The organism is Pantoea sp. JZ2, from assembly GCF_035191405.1.
GTDB classification, from domain to species: Bacteria; Pseudomonadota; Gammaproteobacteria; order Enterobacterales; family Enterobacteriaceae; genus Pantoea; species Pantoea stewartii.
In genome coordinates this window covers 1,814,517-1,837,967 of the sequence record NZ_CP045247.1, presented here as the reverse complement: position 1 = coordinate 1,837,967, position 23,451 = coordinate 1,814,517, and the positions used below count along the sequence as shown (strand labels likewise).

Below are 23,451 nucleotides of genomic sequence, written 5' to 3'. Positions count from 1 at the left end.
CACATCATCCTATTACGTTTAGAATCTCTTCAGTGATTCGGTTACCCACTTCCCTTTCGTGCGCCACGGCAGCAGCAACGTTTTGCTTGATCGCGTCGTAGTCGGCCAGGACGCTCTGCACCTTATCGATCAGGGAACCGTCCATCAGGCTCTGCACATCGGTCGCCATCTGCGGCAGGCCTAACTGATTCATGACGCCCATGGATTTGTGCTCATAGTTAATCGCTACGGCAGGCGTGCCGAAGTTCATCGAGATAATGGCAGAGTGCAGACGGGTACCAATGGTGAGATGACACTCGCTGAGCAGCACACCCAGTTCCAGGTCATTAAACTCGTCCATCACGACGTGATAATGCTCAGACTGTTGCACGTGGTCACGCAGGGTCAGCGCGACCATGCGGTCATCTTTGGCGTAGCTGTCGATACCGGTGCAGGTAGACAGGGCGACGACCTGATAACCGCTCGCGATCATCGCGTTAATCACCCGGCCAAATGCGGCTTCATAGTCTTGCTGCGTGACGCCCAAACGCTTATCAAAGGGGGCCAGTTCGCGTACCGTGATGGCAATGGTTTTACGCGCGCGGATCACGCTCTGCCAGTGTTGCAGGCTATGGCTGGGGTTTTCCACTTCACGGGCACGAACCAGAAACGCGGTATCCACACCGGCCACCACTTTCGAGCTGGTAACGCCATCCCGCTTCATCAGATCCAGACTGACCGATTCACGCAGAATAAGCTTGTCCACCCGATCAAACACAAAATTTGCCAGTTGGTTGGTGCGCGCATTCTGGAACGGACCGACCGAGTGACCAATCAGGTAAATAGGTTTTTTAGCTAACAGAGCACAAAGCGCATGGTCAAACTGCGTTACGCCATAGAGGTCGACAAAGAATGAGCCACCTACCTGAATGATGGCATCATAATCCTTCAGGCTTTCCGTAAAGGCTTTAAGGTGCGGCGGCACGGAAAATGACTTGTAAGGACCGCCCTTACCCAGGTGTGCCATCATGATGTTGGGCATCAGGCGGTTCGCTACCTTACGTTTGACCGAGCCAATCAGGCCCTTCCCCGAGGAGTTGTTATGCAGGAACAGCTTGTCCTGCTGAATATGTTGCTGAAGCAGATAACCGGAGCTGGTTGGATAACGGCTAATCACATCAATATCGACATCGTTGCGCGCGGCCTGAATTGAATCAATCAGTCCACGCAGAATCGCGCCATCCCCACGATTCCCACAGGTATGGTTACCCACCAATAAAATTTTCATAAAAACTCCGAATTAAATTTTTTCTAATTCTGACAACCGCCCAGTTCCGAAACGGGCAAAATGAACACTGATAAAAAACAGCAATAACGTGCACGCCAACAGCCCAGATCCTGTTGGCCCTGGCTGCCGCTAAGGGCAGCCCTCTCTCAATTACGCTTTAATGGCAAAATAGGGCAAGGCAACGGTTTTACCGTTAATGACCACCGACACGAAACCTTCTGGTTTACGGGTATCCACGTTGTCAGCCGACAGCGCGCGGGAAGCCAGCAGGAGATCGCCTTGCTCATTTGCGCCGACGCCCGCTTTGCCGTTGTGCAGACTAAAGCGCTGCGGTGCAGCATGGCTGCCACTGTCGGGCGTGGCTTTAGCCATTTTGGCATCGACCCGCGCGCAGCGGCCGGTCACAAAACGGTCCTTCGCGGTGCTTTTAATCATGATGGCAGCAGAAGGCGTCCAGCCTGCCAGCCTGATAAAGACCTGTGTATCGGTGTCGGTTTTCGCCACGTAACGCACGTCCAGCACCGGGCTGCTGCCTTCCGCTGACCAGCTGGCTTCAGCATGATCTTTCTTACGCTGTACATGAATCACCGCGCGACCACCGGTGTTTCTGCCGTCGATCAGATTCATCAGCGGTTCGCTGTCCGTGCCGTTGTTAAACTGCGACTGGCCGAAGACCTCGATTTCCCACGAGTCACCGACAGTAGGAGAATAAAGGTTAGCCAGTTCGTACCACACGGGCTGACTGGTGTTGTTTTCCAGCAACCAGCGCGAAGTGAGATAGTTGTATTTCAGGCTGCCATCAATCGCGACGCCGTAGGATTCAACGCGGGTCGATCCCATCTCCCAGGCGCTTAACCAGCGATCGCCCTGCTCTGAGTTATCAATCCAGCTCCCCGACTGCAGGTTGGTCTGGCGCGTATTCAGGCGCGAGTGCCAGGCGATAAGCGGGTTTTTGCAATCTTCCAGACTGAGCGCATCAATAATCCACTGACCATTGGAGATATCGCCGGGATTGTCGCAGTGTTCAATCCAGCCGTTATGAATCAGCGACTGACTGCAGCGCGGCAGATTCAGGACCTTGCCACCTTTACAGTGCTGCGCATTGAAGTTGGAAAGCTCAATCGCCGTGCTGTGATCCCAGTTGCCCTTCTTCTGTCCTGACCAGCCGGCCTGAATGACATCACCAGTACAGGCCGAGGCGTACCACTGGTCAATTTTACAGTCCAGCGTATCCAGCAGGCTCAGCGCGGTGCCACCAACGTTGTTGAAACGCAGACAGGCCCCCCGGAAGAATTGCCCTCCCGGACAGGTATTGCGGAACAGGCCCTGCCTGTTCGGCTTCGTATCGGTATTGCCATTGAAAATCAGGTTGGAGATTTCCACCCAGCGGGCGCTGACCTCAAACACAAACGGGGATTGACCATCAGAAACGATGGTGGTCGCCGGGAAGTAGCCGAAGTTAACCATGGCCCCGGAGATACGGAAAAAGCGACGCTGTTCTTCGCCAAAGTCACAGCCTGTCACGAAGAAGGTGCCTGCCGGGAACTGGACACAGATAGGCTGATCGCTCTGTTGCGACCACTGATACATGGCTTTAATGGCGGGCGCGCTGTCGGTTTTGCCGTCGGCGATCGCGCCGAAGTCAAACAGCGACAGCCGGTTATAGTCATCCACCACGCGGCGCCAGTGAAAGCCGTCGCCGCTGAAAATCACGCCCTGATCGTCCTGAGCGGGTTGAAAACTGCCAACAAACTCGCCCCCGCCTACTTCCAGGCCGGGATGCCAGCTCTTCAGCTTAATCTTTGCCCCTTCAAACAGCGGCCGCGTTTTACGCAGATCATCGACAGAAGGAATTTCCCCGATGAGCTGATAACCGGCAGGCTGCGCCAGACGCTGACTAAAAGCGGCCTGACCCGGCTGACTGACATCCGGAATGTTGAATACGGTCTGTCCGTTGCTGTCCTCCAGCGCCATGGCGTGCGACGGATTAGCGATAAGCGCCGCATTGTCTTTGACGAACTGATCAAAATTGCCTTTGTTCAGCGTAATCGGCTGGGTGATTTGCGCCAGATTGCCGTTGGCATCGCGCAAAAAGACCGGAATCTGGTTACCGGGCTGGCGGGCATCGCTGCCTGCTTTGCCAATCCACAGCTTCCCCTGAAAATTTTGCCAAAACTGCGGTGGCATGGCGTACACATTTTCAGGGGTAAGAATGGGAACATCCCCTTTCGGGATCGCCGTTGCATCAACCGATTTCAGCGCCAGACCCGTATTTTTGGCGGCGTAGCTGGAAAACGTGCTCACGGAAAGCGCACCGACAAGGGCGGAGGCTGCGGTTTGCAAGACTTCTCTTCTTTTCATGCAGTAAATCCCGTCGTCATGAAGGCTGTAAACTCAGCCATAAAAGGTGTCCCATGAGGCACAGCAAAAATGAGCATCTCCAGCCCGTTTACACCAGCGCCAGCCAGCTTTGTTTAATCTGTTTGCCGTCAAATTTCAGCGCAGTGTGTTGGGTTTTTTCGCTCATGGCGTAGAACAAAGCATCATCGCTCGCCAGTTGCTCCATCCGCGCCAGAAATTCGCTTTTCTTGTTCATTGGCACCAGGAAGCCGTCTTCACCGTGATTGATGATCTCCTGAGGACCCGTCGGGCAGTCATACGCCACCACCGGCAACGACCACGATTTGGCTTCCAGCAAAACCAGCGGTAAACCTTCATAACGCGAGGTCATCAGCGCCATATCGCTGTCGCGATAGTAGTCGTTGATGTTGCTGACTTTGCCGACGAACTTCACGCTGGAGGTGATGCCCAGCACGGCAGCCTGATCGTGCAGTTGCTGGCGCAGCTCGCCGTCACCGGCAATGACCAGGGTCCAGTCTGGATGGGCTTTGGCAAAGTCGCGCCAGATATCCAGTAGCAGGTCAAAACCCTTTTGATTGTCCAGACGGCCGACTGCCAGCGCCTGGCGATGACGCAAGGTGCGTTGCCAGGCTTTGTATACGACCGGGTTGGGGATGGTCTGGCTGGGAATGTGCCAGCGCTGAAAGACCTGATGATCTTTATCCGTCAACACAATCACGCGGTCGTAGTAGCGCAGAAGCAGGAATTTGAGGAATTTAATGGGCTTGCTAAAGGAGTTGATGGCCACGTGCTCACAGGCATAGGCTTTGAAACGTTTCTTTTTAAACGTCATCAGATTCCAGAACGCAAACATCACGCTCAGGCGGCCCATGCTGATCAAAAACACGGTATCAAAGCCTTCCTGCTGGATACGTGCCACCGCACTTTTAATCGGGTTACTTTCCCCTTCAAAGCTGACGATGCGCTTAACCTTTTCAAACGGGTAAAACGGCTGACCGTGCCCTTCCAGCGAGTAAATGGTGACGTCGTGCTCATCACCGAGGCATTCCGACATAAAGTTACAGATATTCTCGGTGCCGGCATACGAGTAAGCGTCTTTGATCACCAGGACGATTTTTTTCATGAAACGTTATCCACCTCAAAGTTTACAGACAATCCTGCCGATCGGCTTAACGGTGTTTCAGGCTAAAAAGCACACCGTTCACCATATACCAGGCGTAATAGTAATAGATTTTTAACGGATTGTTTTTATAGATAATTCTTAATAGTTCGAGGTGCCATTTCGCGGCTTTATTTTTATTACGCGACAGAGAATCGCCTAGCTCATAATAATTCACCAGAATTGTCTGAATTATCCTGGCCTGTTTATAACGGCTAAACAGTTCGTAGAGGAAAAGGAAGTCTTCATGACCTTTGCGCTGGAAAAAAATACCGCCTGGTGGACGGCGAAAGCACACGGAAGAGAAGCAGACACGGTACTGTTTTTTTACGAAGTTGTCCTGCTGTAAATACGGCTTCGAGTAGCGGATATCGTGGTCAGCTTTGCGGGTTTTATAATGATATTCGGTAATAACCAGATTATCCCCATCGGCTATCGCCTGCATCTGCTGACGCAGTTTATCACTGTGCCATTCATCATCGCTGTCCAGAAAAGCAATGATCTCTTCTTTGGCCGCGCGCAAGCCGACATTGCGGGTTTCGGCTGCGCCCATGTTCACGGCATTGTCCAGAATCGTAATACGCGGATCCTGGCACTGTTCTGTTACCCAGGCGAGGGAGTCATCGGTGGATTTATCGTTGATCAGATAGAGGTGCCAGTCCTGATAGGTTTGATTTAACACGGACTGCACGGCGCGTAATACCGTCTGGCGGGCATTATACATAGGCATCACGATGCCAACGGTACCAGAGTGATTAGTCATTTTCATACCTGAATAAATAAAAAGACGGAGCGACCGGGAGAGGCTTCCGGCAGCACAGAAACGTCACAACATTTAAGAGAATCAGGAAAGTGCCTTTTCACCGCCAAAACGCGCTTTCAGCTTGTCTTTCAGGCGGTTGAGGAAGTAGGTGCGATTGTCTTTATTAGTGAGCAAGAAATAGCGGGCAAAACTCACGCTCGCCATCAGGGCGTTGCCGTCCATTTTGTAGCGCAGCGGCAGCTTAAAGGCTTTATAGGTGTGAATATCACGCGCGGTAAGGTGCGGCTTCATGGTATCCAGCCAGAACAGGGAGTATTTGACCGATTCCCCTTTGTGCTTTGAACCGAACGAGGTCACCAGATGATAATTAGCCAGCGGCGCGTCAATCATCTCGAACCGGTAACCCATCCGATCGGCACGGATACAGAAGTCATAATCCTGATGGCGAATAAAGCGCGCATCGAACTGAATTTTGGCGGCATCTTCACGCTTCAGCACAATCGTGCTGGTTTGAATGAAGCCATAACAACCGAACAGATATTCCGCCACCGTTTCATTTTCAGCAGGCGGCTGCATTGGCATGACTTTCAGGAACGCGCCGTCCTGATAGATATTCACCTGACTGAAGATAATGGTCTTGTCTTTGCCCTGCGCCTCAAGTTCGGCAATTTTTTTTGTGACCTGCAGCAGCTTATCGGCGTGCCATTCATCGTCGGCATCCAGGAAGCTGACATAGTCGCCCGTGGCCAGTTCAATGCCTTTGTTACGCGCACCTGCGCCATTCAGCTTGACCTCTGACAACACCAGGTTGATGTCCAGGTCCTGGTAACGCTCGCTGCGAACCACCTCGGCGAGCGCGGCGGCATCCGCCGATTTGTCATCAACGATGATGACCTCGAAATGACGATACGTCTGTGCTTTAACGCAATCCAGCGTCGTGACAATCGATTCTGACGCGTTATAAGCCGGAATTACGATGGAGAAACGAATGTCCTTCATTGCCAGCACCTCATTAAAATAGTTCAAAAATAAACAATTCAATCGACAAAGGTCGAAGAAAAACCTGTGTTCTGACTGGCAACCGCCCCTGCGTGACGCCTTTCACGGGAGGACGATCGCCGGGTTGATTAGCGAGTCAACCAAAACTCCTGCGCCACTTCGTAGCCGACAACCGCCTGTTTGGTGGAAATGGTGTTGTAGTAGAGGTAATAGAGCAGGAAGAAAACCAGCATGCCAAACAGTGCGGGCTTCCAGACGCGCCTGGCCTGAAAGATGAGCGAGGTCAGGATAATCGGCTCGACCTGTTGCAAATAGTTGGACAGACGTGAACCCGACGGGAAGTTGTACAGGAAGATCCTGATCGCCCCGCCGATAGCAAAACTTAAAATCAGCAGATAGTTAAGACGGTACTGGGCGTAATTTTCGCGCTTCAGCTCTTCCGTCAGCATGAAATAGAAGAAGATAAACACCAGCATGATGTTTTTCAGGTTCGAGACTGACAGGATACTGCCATCCATTGCGTAGGACGGGTCATTGTTATAGCCCGATGCCCTTTCACCCAGTGACCCCAAATGACCGGCAATCAGCGCGATAAAGCTGGAACCGCCGACAACGGAGAGCGGCAGACTGAAGAGAATGATAACCACCGGCCACCAGCGCCAGTCACGAATAAACAGGAACGGCACCAGCGTCACCACCATAACGGCGGTGTTGTGGCTCATAAAGGACAGAATAAAAAAGGTAAATGCCCACCAGTAACGCCTGAGGTAAATGGACCACAGCACACCCAGGAACAGCGCGGAGCTCAGGCCAAAGCGAATCTGGTTTATGTCTTTGTTAATAAAGATGTGCGCGGAATATAGCGCCAGCGCCAGCACCGGATAGGGTGACATCTTCTTAAAGAAGTAGGTATTTATGGAAACTGCAATGGCACAAAACACAAACAGAAAGACGCTGGCATTGTGCGAAAACAGGCTGGTCAGCCAGGCCATGGCGAAAATCAGCGGTTCGTAACGGAAAAAAGCCACGGTATTAAAAAAGCCGTTAATCTGGATGCGTCGTACGAAGTCCTCGAAGAAACTCCGGTACTGAAAGTCATCCATGCCGGTGCCCAGACCGCGAATACCGCCGAAAACAATCAAAATCATGGCAGCAATACAGAGCAGCCAGGTTAAAGCATAATTTGTGCGTTCGTCTTTTTTAACCAGGATTTCGAACAGCGAAAGCAGCAGCAAAAACCCTGATATTGACCAATATGGAGCCATGGTGTGATTCCTTAAATCCACAAGTTCACATGCCAACAGTGGCCAGCGCTGATGCCCTTCCAGGGGGCTGTCTCAGCGGGTCTGCGTGAAAGACCAGGGCATGTTGATGATGAATTCTGATGATTGACGTGAGATCGTCGCTTATTGTGCGTTCTATCCAGAATCATCTGTGCAAATCGTTGCGTGTCGTCATCGCAAGCCAGCGATCAAAAGGGGCGGTGAAACCCGCCCCTTCTCACTTAGCGCTTAGCTTTTCGTGGGTTTACCGTATTCGTAGTCGTAGTAGTCGTAGCCGTAACCATAAGAGTTAGCGGCTTTGCGTACCACGGCGTTCAGAATCACCCCTTTAATTTCGATACCGTTCTGGGCAAAGCGTTTGAAGCTGACATCCACTTCTTTCGTGGTGTTAGTTTCGAAACGCGCCACCATCAGCGACGTACCGGCCAGTTTTCCGATAATGGAGGCGTCGGTAACGGCCAGAATCGGCGGTGTATCAATCAGGACCAGATCGTAGTTTTTGCTTGCCCAGTCCAGCAGTTCACTCATACGGCGATGCATTAACAGCTCCGACGGGTTCGGCGGCACCTGACCACGTGGCAGGAAATCAAATCCGTACGCGCCCTGCTGAATCATGGCCGGGCTAAACTCCGTTTTGCCGGAGAGGACGTTTGACAGCCCGGATTTGTTATCGGCACCCAGCAGTTCGTGGGTATAACCCCGGCGCATATCACCGTCGATAAACAGCACTTTCTGACCGGCTTTAGCCACCAGCGTCGCCAGGTTGACACAGATAAAGGTTTTACCAATGCCCGGGCTGGCCCCGGTGATCATCAGGATGTTGTTTTTCGCCTCCATCATGGCGAAGTGCAGGCTGGTACGCAGGCTACGAATCGCTTCAATGGACAGATCGGTCGGGTTACCCAGCGCCAGCAGCGTGTCATGCGGATCGGTTTTCACCTTGTGGCCACGACGTGCCAGCGCTTCGGTGTCTTTCTTACGCTGCCAGTCGGAGAGCGGTACGCTGGCATAGACGTTCATGCCCAGCTCTTCCAGCTGTTCTGGATTTTCGATGCCGTGATGCAACAGGGCTTTAAGCAGAACCACGCCCACGGAAACCATCAGGCCCAGGATAAAGCTGGCGGCGATAATCAACAGCTTCTTCGGTGCTACCGGTGCGTTAGCGGTGGCCGCCTGGTCGATGATGCGAACATCACCCACGGTACTGGCCTTGCTGATGCTCAGCTCTTGCTGACGGTTAAGCAGCTGCATGTAGATTTCCTGGCCTGACTGCACATCGCGGGTCAGACGCAGAATCTCTTGCTGGGTTTTCGGCATCTGCGCAATTTTCTTGTTTAACTCAGCCTGCTCATCTTCCAGCGTTTTACGCTTCTCAAGCAGCGCACGATAGGTCGGGTGATCTTTGGTAAACAGCTGCGACACTTCGGCTTCACGGAAGGTCAGCTCGTTAAGCTGGCTCTGTACGCTGACGGAAGAATCCAGTGCCGATTTCGCTTCCAGTGAGAGGTCAACGGATTCATTCGCGCGGCGGAAGGCGTTCAGCTTATCTTCAGCCTGATCCAGTTTGGCACGGACTTCAGGCAGTTGCGTTTTCAGGAACTCCAGGCTTTTCTCCGCCTGCTCAGATTTACGCTGAACGTTCTGCAACAGGTAGTTGTTGACGATCTGGTTCAGCACCTTACTGATCTGATCCGGGTCTTCACCCACATACTGCAGGCCCAGCACGCCAGTATCTTTTCCTTTATCCGCGACGGTCAGGTTAGACAGGATGCTGTTAATCGCCTGCAACTCGTTCAGTTTGGTGACGGTAAATGTGGTGCCGGGTTCAGCATTGATATCGCTGACCAGCATGCTCACATCACCGTGTTTTTCAAACTGCCCGACTTTTCCTTTAAACAGCTCATCCCCGTCAGCCGAAACGGTGTAGCTGTCTTTTCCGGTCACTTCCAGCTTAACGCTGCGTTTGTCGATAGTGCGTGGGATCTCCAGACGGGAAACCGCGACCTCGCCCGGTTTATTGCCCATCAGGCGCGACAGACCTTTACCGATAACCGGGAAATAGTTCTGTGAGACCACAGCGTCCAGACCGAGGTCCTGAACGGTTTTGCCCAGCACCATGCGTGATTCCAGAATCTGAATCTCAGTGTCAGAAGCAGGCGTGGTCGGCATCAGCGTTTGCAGTTCATTCAGAACGGTGCTGGTGTTCTTTTGCTCGACCTGAACCATCGCATCGGCGCTGTAAATGGGTGTTGCAAACAAGGTGTAAAGGGTTGCCACCAGCATGAAAAAAGCGGTCACAGCGACGATCACCCACCGGTGATCAATCAGCTGTCCCACAAGGTGTGCCAGATCCCATCCATTCGATTCCTCGCGTGGCGCGGTCATGACTTTATTTTTACTATTCATGGATAATCCCAACTATCGGCTTAAAACGCTGACCCATTTCTGAGTGGCGTGTTCCAGTAACCCGTAAACCTCTTCAAAGGCCTCACGGCTTTTTCTGTACGGATCCGCAATTTCCTTCTGATCGAGCCAGTGCCCAAGCAGCATCGTTTTGCCACGCGCTGCCGGGTCAATGCGGTTAACCTGTTCAATGTGGCGCTTTTCCATCACCAGAATCAGGTCATATTCCCGACACAGGTTGGCCGTTAACTGTTGGGCCTCGTGCCCTTCCAGTGACAACCCGTTATCGGCCGCGACGTCAGAGGCGGTTTTATCCGCCGCGTGCCCGACGAGGGCACCCAGACCGGCTGAGGCGACAGAGAGTTGCGGCAGCGCACGTTTGAACAGGCGCTCTCCGGTAGGAGAGCGGCAGATGTTGCCTACGCAGACGACTAACACAGACTTAATCATGGCGAAACCTTAGTTCGACCAGTTGCGGATGCGTTGTGCGGCCTGCGTCGCATCGTTAACACCGGCTATGGTTGGTATCAACTGCGATATCACGCGGTTCCAACGCGTCAGCGGCGTCGAGGTCACGTAGACGATATCGTAAGGTTCGAGTTGGAATTCGGTACCCATCACCATTGATGCAGCATCTTTGGTGTTCAACTGGTAAATATTGGCGATCTTGTTGCGGTCTGTGCCGCGTGTCGGACGGATAACAAAGACACCGGTCGCATCCGACGTAGTCTGATCCATGCCCGCCGCATTGCCCAGCGCTTCCGCCAGCGTCATGCCACTGCGATCCATCTTCAGGGTGGCCTGCTGTTTCACTTCACCCATAACGAAGACTTTCAGATCGTCGTTGCGCGGCACATACAGAATGTCACCCGGATAAAGCAGATGGTTTTGGCTCAGATCGCCATTCTGCATCAACGCCTGCAATGACACGCGCTGTTCACGGCCATTATGCGTCAGAACCACGTTGCGCCAGTCGGCGTCCGCAGCAAGTCCGCCCGCGGCGTTAATTGCGTCCAGGATAGTAAGCGGAACGTTGGTAATAGGCTGTTGACCTGAGGTGGTCACCGCACCGGTTACGTAAGTTTTCTGTGACTTAAAGGAAGCAATGCTGACGTCAACCTGAGGACTTTCGATGTACTGTGCCAGGCGACGCGCGATCTCATTACGCACTTCCCCTACGGTCCGGCCTGCGACACGGACCCGACCAATATAAGGGTAGAAAATGGTGCCATCTGAATGGACCCAGTTACCGGTGTCGCTTGCACTGCGGTACTGACCAGCGGGCGTGGTGAGTTCAGGGTGATCCCATACGGTCACGGTGAGCACATCACCAATGCCGATACGGTATTCATAGTTCTGAATCTCATTTTGCAGTGACGGGTTGGCTTGTGCTACCAGTGGCTTAGGACGCATTCTTTCCACCAGGCTCGGCGTTAACGGATACACGTTAACGTACTTGTCGATGTCAAAGTTGTTGTCCTGCTGCTCAATGACATCTTTTCCCGAAGTGGATAAATTTTGCCCCGGCACGACGGTACAGCCGGCCATAAACGTGGCAGATACCAAAACAGGTATCATCTTCATTTTCATTGTAATCATTTAGATCTTCGCTATCAGTTAATGTTTGATAGAGGCAAGTACGCCGCTGTGTAAGCGCTCAAAAAAAGTAAACTATCCTGACTCAGGCACTGAACATGTCGTTCATTATTCTTAGCTCCTGTCTTTTACCGATCACGCGCTTTACCCAGAAAGAAATAAAGCAAAGCAGAACATGGCTGTTTATCAATGCCGTACCGCTTTTTTTTAGAAAAATGTACCAACCCGCTCCCCTGTCGTGTGCTGTCAGAGAGAGGCTGGCACCTTTTTCCTGCGGTTAATAAGCACCATCACGCTTAAGCACGACACCGACGGTTTTGAACAAAATGGCGATATCGTTCCACAACGACCAGTTTTTCACGTACCAGGAATCGAAATAGACGCGCGTTTCATAATCTACGTCGTTACGACCACTGACCTGCCACAGTCCGGTCATGCCGGGTTTGGCCATCAGGTAGTAATCCACGTCACCGGCGTAGCGTGCCAGCTCGTCTTCGATGACAGGACGCGGTCCTACCAGACTCATATCACCCCGAACGACGTTCCACAGTTGCGGCAGCTCATCCAGGCTGGTTTTACGAATGAAGTGGCCGACTTTGGTAATGCGTGGATCGTTTTTAAGTTTGAAATCTTTATCCCACTCAGCACGGGCGACCGGATCGGTACGCAGCACTTCCTCAAGCACTTCTTTGGAGTTGATCACCATCGAACGGAATTTCAGGCATTTGAATTTACGGCCATTCATGCCCACGCGCTCATGACCATAAATCGGTGGACCGCCATCCCGGCCGACCAGAAAACCCAGCACCAGCAGCGCGGGGAGCAGCATGACGATGATAGATAGTGCGCCAACAATATCGAATACGCGCTTCAGGAAGCGTGACGTACGCTTAGCCAGGTTATTCTGCACGCGCAGGATCATGACTTCATGGCTGAAGATGTAGGCCATATCGGTACCGTACAGCGGTACGCCGCGCAGCGTCGGAATGACAGAAACGGAGCGACAGTTGTGCATAGCCAGTGATTTCAGCCACATATCACGGTACTGGCTTTGCTCGAACTCCACCGCCACGATGAACTGGGTGTCCGCATTGGTCAGCTTCCATACGTCCTGTTCGTCGCGCAGAACAGGAACGCCCGACATGACGTCCTGAGGGCAGGTCCCGTCAACGTCGTAGAAGGCAATGACATCGAATCCCATGACTTCTTCACTTTGCAGCGCTTCCCACGCTTCCTGGGCATTTTTACTGCTGCCGATAATGATGGTCTGTTTTTTCCACAGGCCATAATTATTTAAGACGCGTTTAAAAACGGAGCGACAGACAGGAATAATCACCAGCGTGATAAGCCAGGTCAGCAGCCAGACAAAACGGGACATCTGCCACTGAGACAGTGCCGTGATTGACAGTTCAATAACGGAAAAAATAAGAATGGTACGAAAAATTTCTTTTAATTCGAACCAGAAAGGTTTGCGATAGGTGTAATGACGCAGCCTGACCCAGAACCAGCCCACGCAAATTACTGACAGGCAAATGTGGGTAGCAATTTTTAAATTTAATTCCCGGTCAGACATATCCGATAAAAGAGACGGAGATGTCAAATTAATTAGCATCATCGCGATAAATAATGCCGCGTTGAAACATATTAAATCAGAACAAGCCAATAATAATTTGGTGATAAGACTTTTAAACGTAAAATGGTTATCGCGCATATTTAACTCTTTATTTTATTTCCTTAACCCACCACGACCAGACCCTGAAGTGAACAGTACTGATGTTGAGCCTGAAGCGTTTCTGAGGGGAGCTCCTGCGGCATTTACGCCATTGTCATTGACTATGAAAACAATAATCCCGTACTCAATACCAACAGATTACTCTGACTTTACCCACACAGGACTGATTAAATATCAAACCACAGCGGCAAGTCAGGCACGCTACCGCCCTTGGCTGTCGGTGCCAATACCGCCTTGATAGCCTCGGGTTCTCCCTGCGCCACAAATGAAGGCGCACAACGCATCCCTTGCCGAATGCGTTTACATTCCGCTGCTTACCCTGACGGATGATTGCGCAAATTACAGGTTCAGACGCAGGCGTTAACTAACTCGTTGCTATACTAGTTATTACTGGCCTGTTTACAAGTGGACCCCGCCATCACCGGACTATTTTAGGAAAAAGACTACCAGTAATAAGTATTGAAGCCGCTCATTTTGGGTGCCAGGGAAGAAAAAAATCAGATTTATTCCATGTTGGCACCAGGATTAATCGCATAAGAAATTCCTCTGAATGGCGAGTGTAGTGACATTAATCTGCAACCTTTATCCCTTACAGTCCTTCCCGCATTAATCATTTCGTCCATTAATTCGCCTGTAATTAAAGTGGTCTGTGTCTAAATAAAGCGTAAAGCGCCTGTCATTCCGCTATTTGTCCCGACGCCGTCTGTCCACTATCATCAGACAAAGCTTATTTTTAGACATTCAGGTGAATAACGCATGCTGGAGGTAATGACCGATCCCTCATTATGGGCAGGTTTAGTAACGCTAATCGTTCTGGAGCTGGTGCTGGGTATTGATAACCTTGTGTTTATCGCTATCCTGGTGGAGAAACTGCCTGCGGCGTTGCGCGACCGCGCGCGCATTATTGGTCTGCTCATGGCACTGGTTTGTCGCCTGCTGCTGTTAGCCTCGCTTTCCTGGCTGGTAACGCTGACTCAACCTTTATTCACCTTCGCGCATCATGCCTTTAGTGCGCGTGATCTGTTGCTGTTGTGCGGGGGGCTGTTTTTGCTGTTCAAAGCGACCACCGAACTTAACACACGACTTGAAGGCAGCGATGCGGAGGACACTCAACAAAAGGGCGGCGCTAAATTCTGGCCCGTCGTGGCACAAATTGTCGTGCTGGATGCCATTTTTTCTCTGGATGCGGTGATTACCGCCGTCGGGATGGTCAACGATCTGCCGATCATGATGGCGGCGGTCACTATCGCCATTTTACTGATGTTGTTAGCCAGTAAACCGCTGACGCGCTTTGTTAACAACCATCCGACCATCGTAATTCTGTGTCTGAGCTTTTTGCTGATGATTGGTTTCAGTCTGGTGGCGGAAGGGTTTGGTTTTGCGATTCCCAAGGGCTATCTGTATGCCGCGATCGGTTTCTCCGTCGTCATTGAAGCCCTGAATCAGCTGGCACAGTTTAACCGCCGTAAAGTGTTGTCAGCCGGACGGCCCCTTCGCCAGCGCACAGCTGAAGCCGTGCTGCGGCTGCTACGTGGTGAAGCGGAACAGGCCGAGCTGGATACGCAAACCGCTTCTATGCTGGCTGACGGTGAGTCTGTTGCCCTGTTTAACCGGCAGGAACGTGTGATGATTGCCAGCGTGATGGGACTGGGGCAACGTCGTATCGACACAATTATGACCACGCGCCATGATGTTCAGCACATTGATTTAAGCGACGACCCCGACGTCATTATGGCCGATCTTGACCGCAATCAGCATACGCGCATCGTTATCACCGAAAACGGTAACGAACCGCTTGGTGTTGTCCATGTTAACGATCTGCTGCATCAGTCGCTACATCGGCATGCCCTGGATCTGCGTAGCCTGATCCGTCAGCCGCTGGTCTTCCATGAGCGCATAACGGTGTTACAGGCGCTGGAGCAGTTCCGCCAGGCACAGACGCATTTTGCGTTTGTGGTCGATGAGTTCGGGTCGGTAGAAGGCGTGGTGACGCTGAGCGATTTAATGGAGGCGATTGCGGGCAATCTGCCGAACGAAGCCGATTCAGAGGCGCGCCACGACATTCAGCCTGACGGCGCAGGCGGCTGGATTGCCAATGGCCATATGCCACTGGACGATTTGGCCCTTTACGTCACGCTGCCGCGAGAAAACACACAGCATTACCACACGATCGCAGGTTTGATGATGGATCGCCTGCAACATGTGCCGCAGGAAGGCGAAGAGATTCAGCTTGGCGAATACCGGCTACGGACTTTACAGGTCGACCAGCATCGGATTCAGAAGGTAGGGATTGTACCTCACGTCGACGGTGCGGCGCTGAAAGCGTAATTCAGCGCCGGCTGCCGACGGTGATTACGGGTGCGTACTGTTCTTGTCTTTTGCCTGTTGACGATCGAGCCACTGATTGAGGCGGGATTTTGCCTCATTCTGTAGCCTGTCACGCATGACATCATCTACCGGCAGCGTATATTGCGGATTAGCCCAACTGCCATAAATACGGAACGGAATCACCTGGTCGGACAGCGCGGCCACCAGGTTTTCGTCGCCGCGCCAGTCGCTCAGTGTCAGGCCCAGCGTCACATCCAGCTGTTGCTGCACCAGATTGATACGCCCCTCGCCGCGCAGCGTCAGCGCCTTCCCTCCACCGTCGAGATGACTTAACGTCAGCAGCCCATTTTTCATGGCCAGTTGTCCGCTCACCTGCTCAATGCCCTGTCCGGACGCCTGAGAATCACTGCTGACACGGTCGCTGACACGTGCCACGGCACTGCGCACCATTTGCTGTAAGTCGAGCTGGGCCAGTTTCAGATCATGCGCCTGGATATCGGCCTTGCCCTGCCAGCTGCGTTTTGCATCCGCAAGCGTCAGATTTTCACCCGACAATTCACCTTTAAGGCTCAGGGTTCCCTGCAGCGACGGCGGCAAGGCCAGCGCTTTTAATAAAGGCTGGATAGCTATCTGGTTCAGCACCGGCGTAAAAGCGACCTGCGTAACAGGCTGACGAATGTCGATACTGCCCGGTACAGAGAAGCTCCCCTGCCCCACATTGCCTGATAATGTACTGAAGGTTACCAGCCCCTGTTGATTAACCGCTTTGAGGGAGAGTTTGGTCAGGTTCAGGCCACGCCAGACCGCGCTATCGGCCTGCAGCGACAAATCAAGATCAATGTCGTTAAGCGGGGAGTCTGCATTGGTCGGTTCAGGCTGGTCCGCGATGACCGGTGCCGGGGCAATCTGACTGTTTTGTCCACTCATCTGCTGGGTCAGGGTCGAGATAAACAACAGATTGTCCATATTGAGTGCGCTGGCATGAAGATCCAGCGCCAGCTTTTGCGGCGGCGTAAGTTCGCCTTCAGCGCGCCCGCTGAGCACGCTGTCGTTAGCGGTCAGCTTAAGATTGCTCACGTCAAAACGATTTTTATCCAGGTCCCAGTTGCCCTGAAAGCTCAGCGTGCCTTTAATGCCCTCTGGCGGCAGGCTCGCTCCGGTCAGGTTATAGTCGACCTGCGCCACCTGGCCGCTCAACTGATGCGGATAGCGTGATTTGTCCAGTTGCCCTTTCAGCGTCAGGACAGCGGTGCGTTGGTTACGGGTCAGAATGGTCGTCAGGCCGATCGTGGCGATTCTGGACTGATCCTGCTCCATATCCAGATTAAGATTACGGAAGGTAAAGGCGTCCCCGCCCGGCTGCTGCCAGATAAGCAGGCTGTCGGACAGTTGCAGATTGTCGATGTCAAACGACCAGCCGGCAGACGAGGTGGGTTCGCTGTTGTGGGGCGCGCGCGGCGCGTTCTCAGGTGCCCGCGCGGCGCTGTCTGGCGTGACCCGCACGATGGCATTTTTTAACATCACCTGGCTTACGCTGAGCTGATGGGAAAGTAACGGCAGAAGATTAACATCCAGACGCATGTTATCGGCAGAAACAACCGGTTGCGCCGCTCCGGGTGCCGTCAGGCTCATCCGTCCGGCGAGAATGCTGAGTTTCGGCCACACATGCCAGCGCAGGTCGCCATCGATAGTGAGTTGATAACCGCTACGCTGTTCGACCTCTTGCACCATGTAACTACGGAAGTCGTTAGGGTTCACCAGCATGACCAACGCCGTTAATCCCGCTACGACCACCACCAGTAGAATGGCCAGCGTGGTTATCACTCTTCTCATCACATCCTCATGAATTAATCTTTGTCGATACGACTGGCATCAGCACCCTGCTGGCCACGATATTTTGCATTCTCCCGGCGATTATAGGGACGCGCTGCCGGACCGGAAAGCGGTTCAAAGCTTAGCGCACCAATCAACATGCCAGGGCGCAACGCCAGAGGCAGTTTGCCTGAATTATAAAACTCCAGCACGATACGGCCCTGCCAGCCCGGATCGATACGGTGCGCAGTGACGTGAACCATTAGCCCGAGGCGGGCAAGTGAAGAACGCCCGTCGAGCCAGCCCACCAGATCGTCGGGAATCGTGACAGATTCCAGCGTTACCGCCAGCGCCAGTTCGCCCGGATGCAGAAAGAACGCCTCACCTTCCGGCAACACGATCTCATCGCTCATGACGCGATCCAGCGCAGCACTGACCTCGTGCTTCGGGCCGCTTAAATCAATAAACGGCGCGGTATGTCCGCTGAACGTCCGGAACTGATTGCCCAAACGCACGTCCACTGTTGCACCATTGATATGTTCCACGGTTGGCCGTGGGGTAATCGCCAGTTTTCCAGTGTCGAGCCAGGCTTCAATATCGCGGTCGCATAATCTCATTACGGTAACTCCATGAAGTAAGTGTAGCGAACAGGGCGCATCTGTGCTTTTAACCTGTTCGCGTCACGCCTTTTGAGACGTAAACTACTCGAAAAACTGATTAATCTTGGCCTTCAGAATATCAATCGCGATGCGGTTTTTACCACCGCGCGGCACGATGATATCCGCGTACTGTTTTGACGGTTCAATGAACTGCAGAAACATCGGGCGTACCGTTTTCTGATACTGACTCATGACGGAATCCATTGAGCGACCGCGTTCATTGACGTCGCGCTTCATTCGGCGCATCAGACAAATATCCAGCGGCGTATCGACGAAAATTGAAAAATTCAGTTCCTGGCGTAACCGCGCATCCGTTAACAACAGAATGCCTTCAAGAATAATGACTTTTTTGGGCTTGAGATGCAGCGTCTCTTGCGTGCGGGTGTGCTCAACGTAGCTGTAAACCGGCAGTTCAATGTCCTGTCCTGCTTTGACAGCGCGCAGGTGCTGTAACAGCAAATCATGATCCATCGCGCTGGGATGGTCATAATTGGTCTTAACCCTCTCTTCCATGGTGAGGTGACTTTGATCTTTGTAATAGGCATCTTCGGGAATAACACCGATGTGTTCATCACCCACCTGATCGCGAATTTCACGATACAGGGTACTGGCGATTAAACTTTTACCGGATGCGGATGCACCTGCAATGCCAACGATCACGCACTGATGGGACTTGTCAGTCATACTTTTAAAAACCTGATACTGGAGCCAGAAACTGTACGCAAACTGCGCACCCAGTTAATGGGGCTGAACGGAGAGGGTGATTTGGCGCTAAGTATAGGGATTTCGGTCTTTTGATGCCAGAGAAATGGCATGGCCGGTTTTCAGACTTTCCCCTTTTAACTCGAATGATTTCATCGATAAACTAGCCCTCTCAGACAGCATGACGATGCACAGCACGTATCAGGTCTTACAAACCTGAACAAAAAGGGCCAGGGGCCCGAAAAAAATAAAGGAAAACTATGCTCTGGAAGACCCTCACCTATTTTGGTGACAGTATGTTGTTAATTCCCACGGCGGTGATTATTGCACTGATTTTGCCGTGGAAAAGTGATAACCGGCGCACCGTATGGTACTGGCTTTTTGCCTTTGGCCTGGCGGGGCTGGTCGTCAGCCTGTCAAAAATTCTCTTTCTGGGCTTTGGCATTGGCAGTGCCCGTTTTAACTTCACCGGATTTAGCGGCCACAGCGCCATGTCTGCCACCCTGTGGCCCGTGATGCTCTGGCTGATATCCGGACGCTGGCCGAGCCTGTGGCGCGGTTTCGCCATTGGCGTGGGCTATATGATCCCCTTAATGGTGGGGTTTTCCCGCCTCGTCATCCATGCCCATTCCCTCAGCGAAGTCCTGACCGGACTACTGTTAGGCTTTACACTGAGCACAGCTTTTTTGCTTTCACAACGCGAAACCGCATTAAAAGGGTTTAGCTGGCCGCAGATTGCCGCCGCGTTGCTGGTGCCGGTGCTGCTGCTGGGGCATGGACGCATCGCCACCACGCAGCAGTTTCTTGAGCACTTTTCAGCCCGCCTCGCGGGCCTGGAAAAACCCTATACCCGTGCCGACCTTTTTCGTTGAATAAGGCGAGACGGGCTCGCCTCACAGACGAGCCCGTCAATCGGTCAAATAACGCAATTTAATGATTTCCCCCCTTTTTTCTCCAACAAATGTGCTAGCATTCTTCAATCAGGATGGCTATCTCGTCACCTGCCATGTCAATACCTTGTACCCTGCTGGATCGATAAATGATCGTTGATGCGCTGGCTTCGTCAGATAAATCACCTAATTCGTGGCTTCATGCCTGCGGGCTTGGCCTGGTTTCGTTCGTCCTGACCTTGTTCTGCCTTGAACTGATCGTAGTGAGCGGCAAGATCTCGCCTTTATGGTTTTCCACCGCCTTAATGACCGTGGTGGTGTTTCGCTGCACATCACGTCAGTTGCCGTTGTTTCTTGCGGCCTGCCTGATTGGCACCGCCGCAGCCAATGCGTTTGTCATCGGTCCTGCGCTTTCAAATTTAAAATTTGCCCTGTTGAACCTTTTGCAGGCGGGCATCGGTGGCATGCTGCTGCGCGCGTTGCTTAACCGCGAGGCACCGCTGGTGTCGCTGCGCGACTGGCTGCGCTTTGTTTTTGCCACCGGCGTGATTTCGCCACTGATTGGTGGCGTACTGGCGCTGTGGGTTTTACAGGTTGGACAACAGGCCTCTTTCGCCTTCTTTTATACATGGGTGATTTCGGAAATTATCGGCATGCTCGCGCTTGGGCCGGTTCTGCTGCTGCTCTCCTGGCCCTTGCCTAAGGGTTACCTCAGGCGCGCCTCGCTGTTTGAAACACTTTTCAGCCTCGTTCTGACGCTGATTGCCAGCTATTTGTCGCTGCGTTTTTTGCCCTGGCCGTTTACCTTCATTTTGGTCGTGCTGTTCTGGTGCGCTGTTCGGCTGCCCAAGGTGGAGGCGTTTGTCCTGTTCTTTCTCAACGCCAGCTTTATGGCGCTGCTGCTTTCTTTAGACTGGATAATCGTCACGCCTACGACGACGAATTACGCCATGATTGTCAGTTGGCTGCCGTTTCTGATGGTCTTAATCCCCTGCCATATTATGTCGCTGGTCATGGATGCGTTCCGCCATGAAACGCGCCATATCAGTGAAAGCGAAACGCGTTTTCGTAACGCCATGGAGTATTCCGCTATTGGCATGGCGCTGGTTTCACCCGAAGGCCGCTGGCTTCAGGTGAATAAATCATTATGCGACACGCTGGGTTATCCCGAGTACGAATTAAAGAACCTGACTTTCCAGCAGATTACGCATCCTGACGACCTGGGTATTGACGATGGCAAAATGGATAAGCTGCTGGCTGGCGAGATTTTGTCGTTCACGCTGGAGAAGCGTTACTTCCGTAAGGACCATGAAATCGTCTGGGTGCGGCTGACGGTTTCGCTGGTACGGGACAGCGAACAACAACCGCTCTATTTCATTGCGCAGATTGTGAATATTTCTGAATTAAAACAGAGCGAGTTGGTCAACCAGCGGTTAATGGAACGTATCACGCTGGCCAACGAAGCGGGCGGCATTGGCGTGTGGGAATGGAACATGAACAGTGGCGAAATGCTGTGGGATAAACGCATGTACACATTATTCGGTTTGCAGTCGGATGAAGTGCCCAGCTTCGACTTGTGGATCAAACTGGTGCATCCCGACGATCGCGCATTTTGTGTGCAGACCATACAGCAGGCCATTGAAGAAAGCAGCGCGTTTCAAATGGAGTATCGCGTGATGCGCGAAGAAGGACATTACTGGATACGTTCTCAGGCGAATCGTTTACTCAGTCAGGAAGGCCGGATCGAGCGCATACTGGGCGTTGCACAGGACATTACGCCGCTGCGTAACCTGAACGAAGCCCTGTTTCAGGAAAAAGAGCGCATGATGATTACGCTCGATTCCATCGGCGAGGCCGTCATCAGTACGGATCAGGCCATGCGCGTCACTTTCATGAATCCGGTGGCTGAAAAAATGACTGGCTGGTCACAGGAAGCCGCGGTCGGCAGACCGGTAAGTGAACTGCTTCACATCACCCATGGCCGTCACGGCGCGCCCGTGGAAAATCTGATGATCAACCCCACGCATTCTGAAAAGACTGCGCCCTATCTGTCGGAAGAGTGGGTGCTTCACACCCTGAATGGTGAGCATATTGATATCCATTACACGATAACACCGCTAAAATCGGAATCGGGAACCGAACGCGGCGCGGTGATGGTCATTCAGGATGTGAGTGAATCACGTAAGGTCATGAAACGATTGAGCTACAGCGCGCTGCACGATACGTTAACCCGCCTGCCCAATCGCGCCAGTTTTGAGTTGCAACTGAAGCGACTGCTGTCCGATGCTGCTGAACATCAACATCAGCATGTACTGGTGTTTATTGACCTGGATAAATTCAAAGCGGTTAACGACAGCGCCGGGCACGCCGCCGGGGATGCACTGCTGAGCGAACTTTCCGATTTAATGCGTCACCACCTGCGCAGCACCGACTTTCTCGCCCGTCTTGGCGGGGATGAATTTGCCGTGCTCATGCCTGAATGTCTGGTGGACCAGGCCCGTGATGTGGTGCAGCGTATCGTGCGTGCAGTCAACGACTACTGTTTTGAATGGCTGGGCCGGGCCTATCAGGTTGGGGCCAGCGCAGGCATGACACAAATTTCACCAAATAATTGTCAAAGCAGTGATGTGTTGTCCCAGGCCGATATTGCCTGTTACAACGCTAAACGCAGCGGCCGCGGGCGCTACATGGTGTACGAACAGCATCCGCTGGCCCTGACCGGCAGCCACCATTCGCTGGATCAGGCAACCCTGGATGCGTTGCAGGTAGAACTCCAGGTCTGGGCTGTCGCACCGCCAGGTAAGCCGCACTCTGCCAGCGTCTGGTTGATTGAAGTGCAGTTGTTTACCCGGGAAGGACTGCTGGTGGATGAACATCTGCTGCGTAACAACCTGACTGACGCGGCGCTGAAACAGCGGCTGGAAGACAATATCGTTGAGGCTTTTTTCCGTCATCGCATTGCGGCTATGAGCCAAAAAGGCATTGCCTTAATTTTGCCCGTGGATGTTAACGCGCTTTATGATCCGGTTTTCGTTGAGAAACTTTGTGTCCGTTTTGCAGAATCCGGTCTGGCGAACAGTAACAGCGGTATCGCGCTGCATGCCGCCAGCGTGTTATCGGGCGGCGAGCAGCTTTTGGGCACACTGATGAAACTGCGCCAGGCAGGCTGTCGCATCGTGCTGCAACAGTTTGGACGTAACCTGGATGCGTTTAATCAGTTAACCGGTAAAGTGGTGGACTGTCTGATTCTGGCACCCGAGCTGGTGGCGAACCTGCATAACAATCTGATGGATGAAATGCTGATTTCCATTATTCAAAGCCAGACCAATGAACGTAATATTATATTGCTTGCGGGCCCAGTCTCCGTGCCGGCCGTTCTGACCACGCTTACCAGCCTGGATGTTGACGGAGTCTGGGGCAGTGCTGTTGCCGAGCGCCAGCCGCTCAGCAAACTGAGTGAAGATCACCTTTTTGCGATTCGCTAATTCTGCCGCTCG

16 protein-coding genes are annotated in these 23,451 nt (G+C 52.7%); 3 read left to right on the top strand and 13 right to left on the bottom strand.

The window, feature by feature from the left end; genetic code table 11:
* Window positions 1-4: 4 nt before the first annotated feature.
* The 10 genes from wcaK to wbaP form a co-directional block, all read right to left on the bottom strand.
* The gene (gene wcaK, locus GC087_RS08950) at window positions 5-1,267 is read right to left on the bottom strand and encodes a colanic acid biosynthesis pyruvyl transferase WcaK (protein ID WP_039338130.1); all 1,263 of its coding nucleotides are present in this window, start codon (window positions 1,265-1,267) and stop codon (window positions 5-7) included.
* Between the two features lie 150 nt (window positions 1,268-1,417).
* Complete coding sequence (locus GC087_RS08945) at window positions 1,418-3,628, bottom strand: phage tailspike protein (protein WP_033740488.1); 2,211 nt, start codon at window positions 3,626-3,628, stop codon at window positions 1,418-1,420.
* Window positions 3,629-3,716: 88 nt separating this feature from the next.
* Window positions 3,717-4,751, bottom strand: coding sequence for a glycosyltransferase (locus GC087_RS08940; protein ID WP_324030330.1), 1,035 nt, complete (start codon window positions 4,749-4,751; stop codon window positions 3,717-3,719).
* Between the two features lie 46 nt (window positions 4,752-4,797).
* Window positions 4,798-5,550 carry a glycosyltransferase family 2 protein gene (locus tag GC087_RS08935; RefSeq protein WP_006119867.1) on the bottom strand — a complete coding sequence of 251 codons (753 nt, stop codon included), beginning with the start codon at window positions 5,548-5,550 and terminating at the stop codon, window positions 4,798-4,800.
* A gap of 81 nt (window positions 5,551-5,631) precedes the next feature.
* On the bottom strand, window positions 5,632-6,549 hold the full coding sequence (locus GC087_RS08930) for a glycosyltransferase family 2 protein (RefSeq protein ID WP_205952057.1): 918 nt from the start codon (window positions 6,547-6,549) through the stop codon (window positions 5,632-5,634).
* A gap of 128 nt (window positions 6,550-6,677) precedes the next feature.
* Entirely contained in the window at window positions 6,678-7,814 is a 1,137-nt protein-coding gene (locus tag GC087_RS08925; RefSeq protein WP_324030328.1) for an EpsG family protein, read from the bottom strand.
* Between the two features lie 246 nt (window positions 7,815-8,060).
* Window positions 8,061-10,238 carry a tyrosine-protein kinase Wzc gene (wzc, locus tag GC087_RS08920; RefSeq protein WP_033740496.1) on the bottom strand — a complete coding sequence of 726 codons (2,178 nt, stop codon included), beginning with the start codon at window positions 10,236-10,238 and terminating at the stop codon, window positions 8,061-8,063.
* Between the two features lie 12 nt (window positions 10,239-10,250).
* Complete coding sequence (locus GC087_RS08915; RefSeq protein ID WP_006119871.1) at window positions 10,251-10,685, bottom strand: arsenate reductase/protein-tyrosine-phosphatase family protein; 435 nt, start codon at window positions 10,683-10,685, stop codon at window positions 10,251-10,253.
* Between the two features lie 9 nt (window positions 10,686-10,694).
* On the bottom strand, window positions 10,695-11,834 hold the full coding sequence (locus GC087_RS08910) for a polysaccharide export protein (protein WP_033740498.1): 1,140 nt from the start codon (window positions 11,832-11,834) through the stop codon (window positions 10,695-10,697).
* A gap of 274 nt (window positions 11,835-12,108) precedes the next feature.
* Window positions 12,109-13,542 (bottom strand): undecaprenyl-phosphate galactose phosphotransferase WbaP, encoded by a 1,434-nt coding sequence (gene wbaP, locus GC087_RS08905; protein ID WP_039338133.1) that lies wholly within the window; start codon window positions 13,540-13,542, stop codon window positions 12,109-12,111.
* 777 nt (window positions 13,543-14,319) lie between these two features.
* Here wbaP and GC087_RS08895 point away from each other — a divergent pair.
* Window positions 14,320-15,891 carry a TerC family protein gene (locus tag GC087_RS08895; protein WP_054633470.1) on the top strand — a complete coding sequence of 524 codons (1,572 nt, stop codon included), beginning with the start codon at window positions 14,320-14,322 and terminating at the stop codon, window positions 15,889-15,891.
* Window positions 15,892-15,915: 24 nt separating this feature from the next.
* On the opposite strand, the gene asmA is transcribed toward GC087_RS08895, so the two are convergent.
* The 3 genes from asmA to udk all read right to left on the bottom strand — a co-directional run bounded on the left by asmA (window position 15,916) and on the right by udk (window position 19,046).
* Complete coding sequence (gene asmA, locus GC087_RS08890; protein WP_324030326.1) at window positions 15,916-17,724, bottom strand: outer membrane assembly protein AsmA; 1,809 nt, start codon at window positions 17,722-17,724, stop codon at window positions 15,916-15,918.
* A gap of 14 nt (window positions 17,725-17,738) precedes the next feature.
* Window positions 17,739-18,320: a dCTP deaminase gene (gene dcd / locus GC087_RS08885; RefSeq protein WP_006119878.1), complete on the bottom strand. Its 582-nt coding sequence runs from the start codon at window positions 18,318-18,320 to the stop codon at window positions 17,739-17,741.
* Between the two features lie 84 nt (window positions 18,321-18,404).
* Complete coding sequence (udk, locus tag GC087_RS08880) at window positions 18,405-19,046, bottom strand: uridine kinase (RefSeq protein WP_006119880.1); 642 nt, start codon at window positions 19,044-19,046, stop codon at window positions 18,405-18,407.
* 278 nt (window positions 19,047-19,324) lie between these two features.
* On the opposite strand from udk, the gene GC087_RS08875 reads away from it, so the two are divergent.
* Together GC087_RS08875 and GC087_RS08870 are read left to right on the top strand one after the other, a co-directional pair.
* A complete protein-coding gene (locus GC087_RS08875) occupies window positions 19,325-19,936 on the top strand; it encodes a phosphatase PAP2 family protein (RefSeq protein WP_006119881.1) in 612 nt (203 codons plus the stop codon).
* A 167-nt stretch (window positions 19,937-20,103) separates the two neighbouring features.
* On the top strand, window positions 20,104-23,439 hold the full coding sequence (locus GC087_RS08870) for a diguanylate cyclase (protein ID WP_324030324.1): 3,336 nt from the start codon (window positions 20,104-20,106) through the stop codon (window positions 23,437-23,439).
* Window positions 23,440-23,451 lie beyond the last annotated feature (12 nt).

Coding starts and splice junctions, on each gene's coding strand:
- GC087_RS08945 (WP_033740488.1), bottom strand. CDS start 3,628: ATGAAAAGAAGAGAAGTCTTGCAAACCGCAGCCTCCGCCCTTGTCGGT.
- GC087_RS08910 (WP_033740498.1), bottom strand. CDS start 11,834: ATGATTACAATGAAAATGAAGATGATACCTGTTTTGGTATCTGCCACG.
- udk (WP_006119880.1), bottom strand. CDS start 19,046: ATGACTGACAAGTCCCATCAGTGCGTGATCGTTGGCATTGCAGGTGCA.
- wzc (WP_033740496.1), bottom strand. CDS start 10,238: ATGAATAGTAAAAATAAAGTCATGACCGCGCCACGCGAGGAATCGAAT.
- GC087_RS08940 (WP_324030330.1), bottom strand. CDS start 4,751: ATGAAAAAAATCGTCCTGGTGATCAAAGACGCTTACTCGTATGCCGGC.
- GC087_RS08915 (WP_006119871.1), bottom strand. CDS start 10,685: ATGATTAAGTCTGTGTTAGTCGTCTGCGTAGGCAACATCTGCCGCTCT.
- GC087_RS08870 (WP_324030324.1), top strand. CDS start 20,104: ATGATCGTTGATGCGCTGGCTTCGTCAGATAAATCACCTAATTCGTGG.
- dcd (WP_006119878.1), bottom strand. CDS start 18,320: ATGAGATTATGCGACCGCGATATTGAAGCCTGGCTCGACACTGGAAAA.
- GC087_RS08935 (WP_006119867.1), bottom strand. CDS start 5,550: ATGACTAATCACTCTGGTACCGTTGGCATCGTGATGCCTATGTATAAT.
- asmA (WP_324030326.1), bottom strand. CDS start 17,724: ATGAGAAGAGTGATAACCACGCTGGCCATTCTACTGGTGGTGGTCGTA.
- wcaK (WP_039338130.1), bottom strand. CDS start 1,267: ATGAAAATTTTATTGGTGGGTAACCATACCTGTGGGAATCGTGGGGAT.
- GC087_RS08925 (WP_324030328.1), bottom strand. CDS start 7,814: ATGGCTCCATATTGGTCAATATCAGGGTTTTTGCTGCTGCTTTCGCTG.
- GC087_RS08895 (WP_054633470.1), top strand. CDS start 14,320: ATGCTGGAGGTAATGACCGATCCCTCATTATGGGCAGGTTTAGTAACG.
- GC087_RS08930 (WP_205952057.1), bottom strand. CDS start 6,549: ATGAAGGACATTCGTTTCTCCATCGTAATTCCGGCTTATAACGCGTCA.
- GC087_RS08875 (WP_006119881.1), top strand. CDS start 19,325: ATGCTCTGGAAGACCCTCACCTATTTTGGTGACAGTATGTTGTTAATT.
- wbaP (WP_039338133.1), bottom strand. CDS start 13,542: ATGCGCGATAACCATTTTACGTTTAAAAGTCTTATCACCAAATTATTA.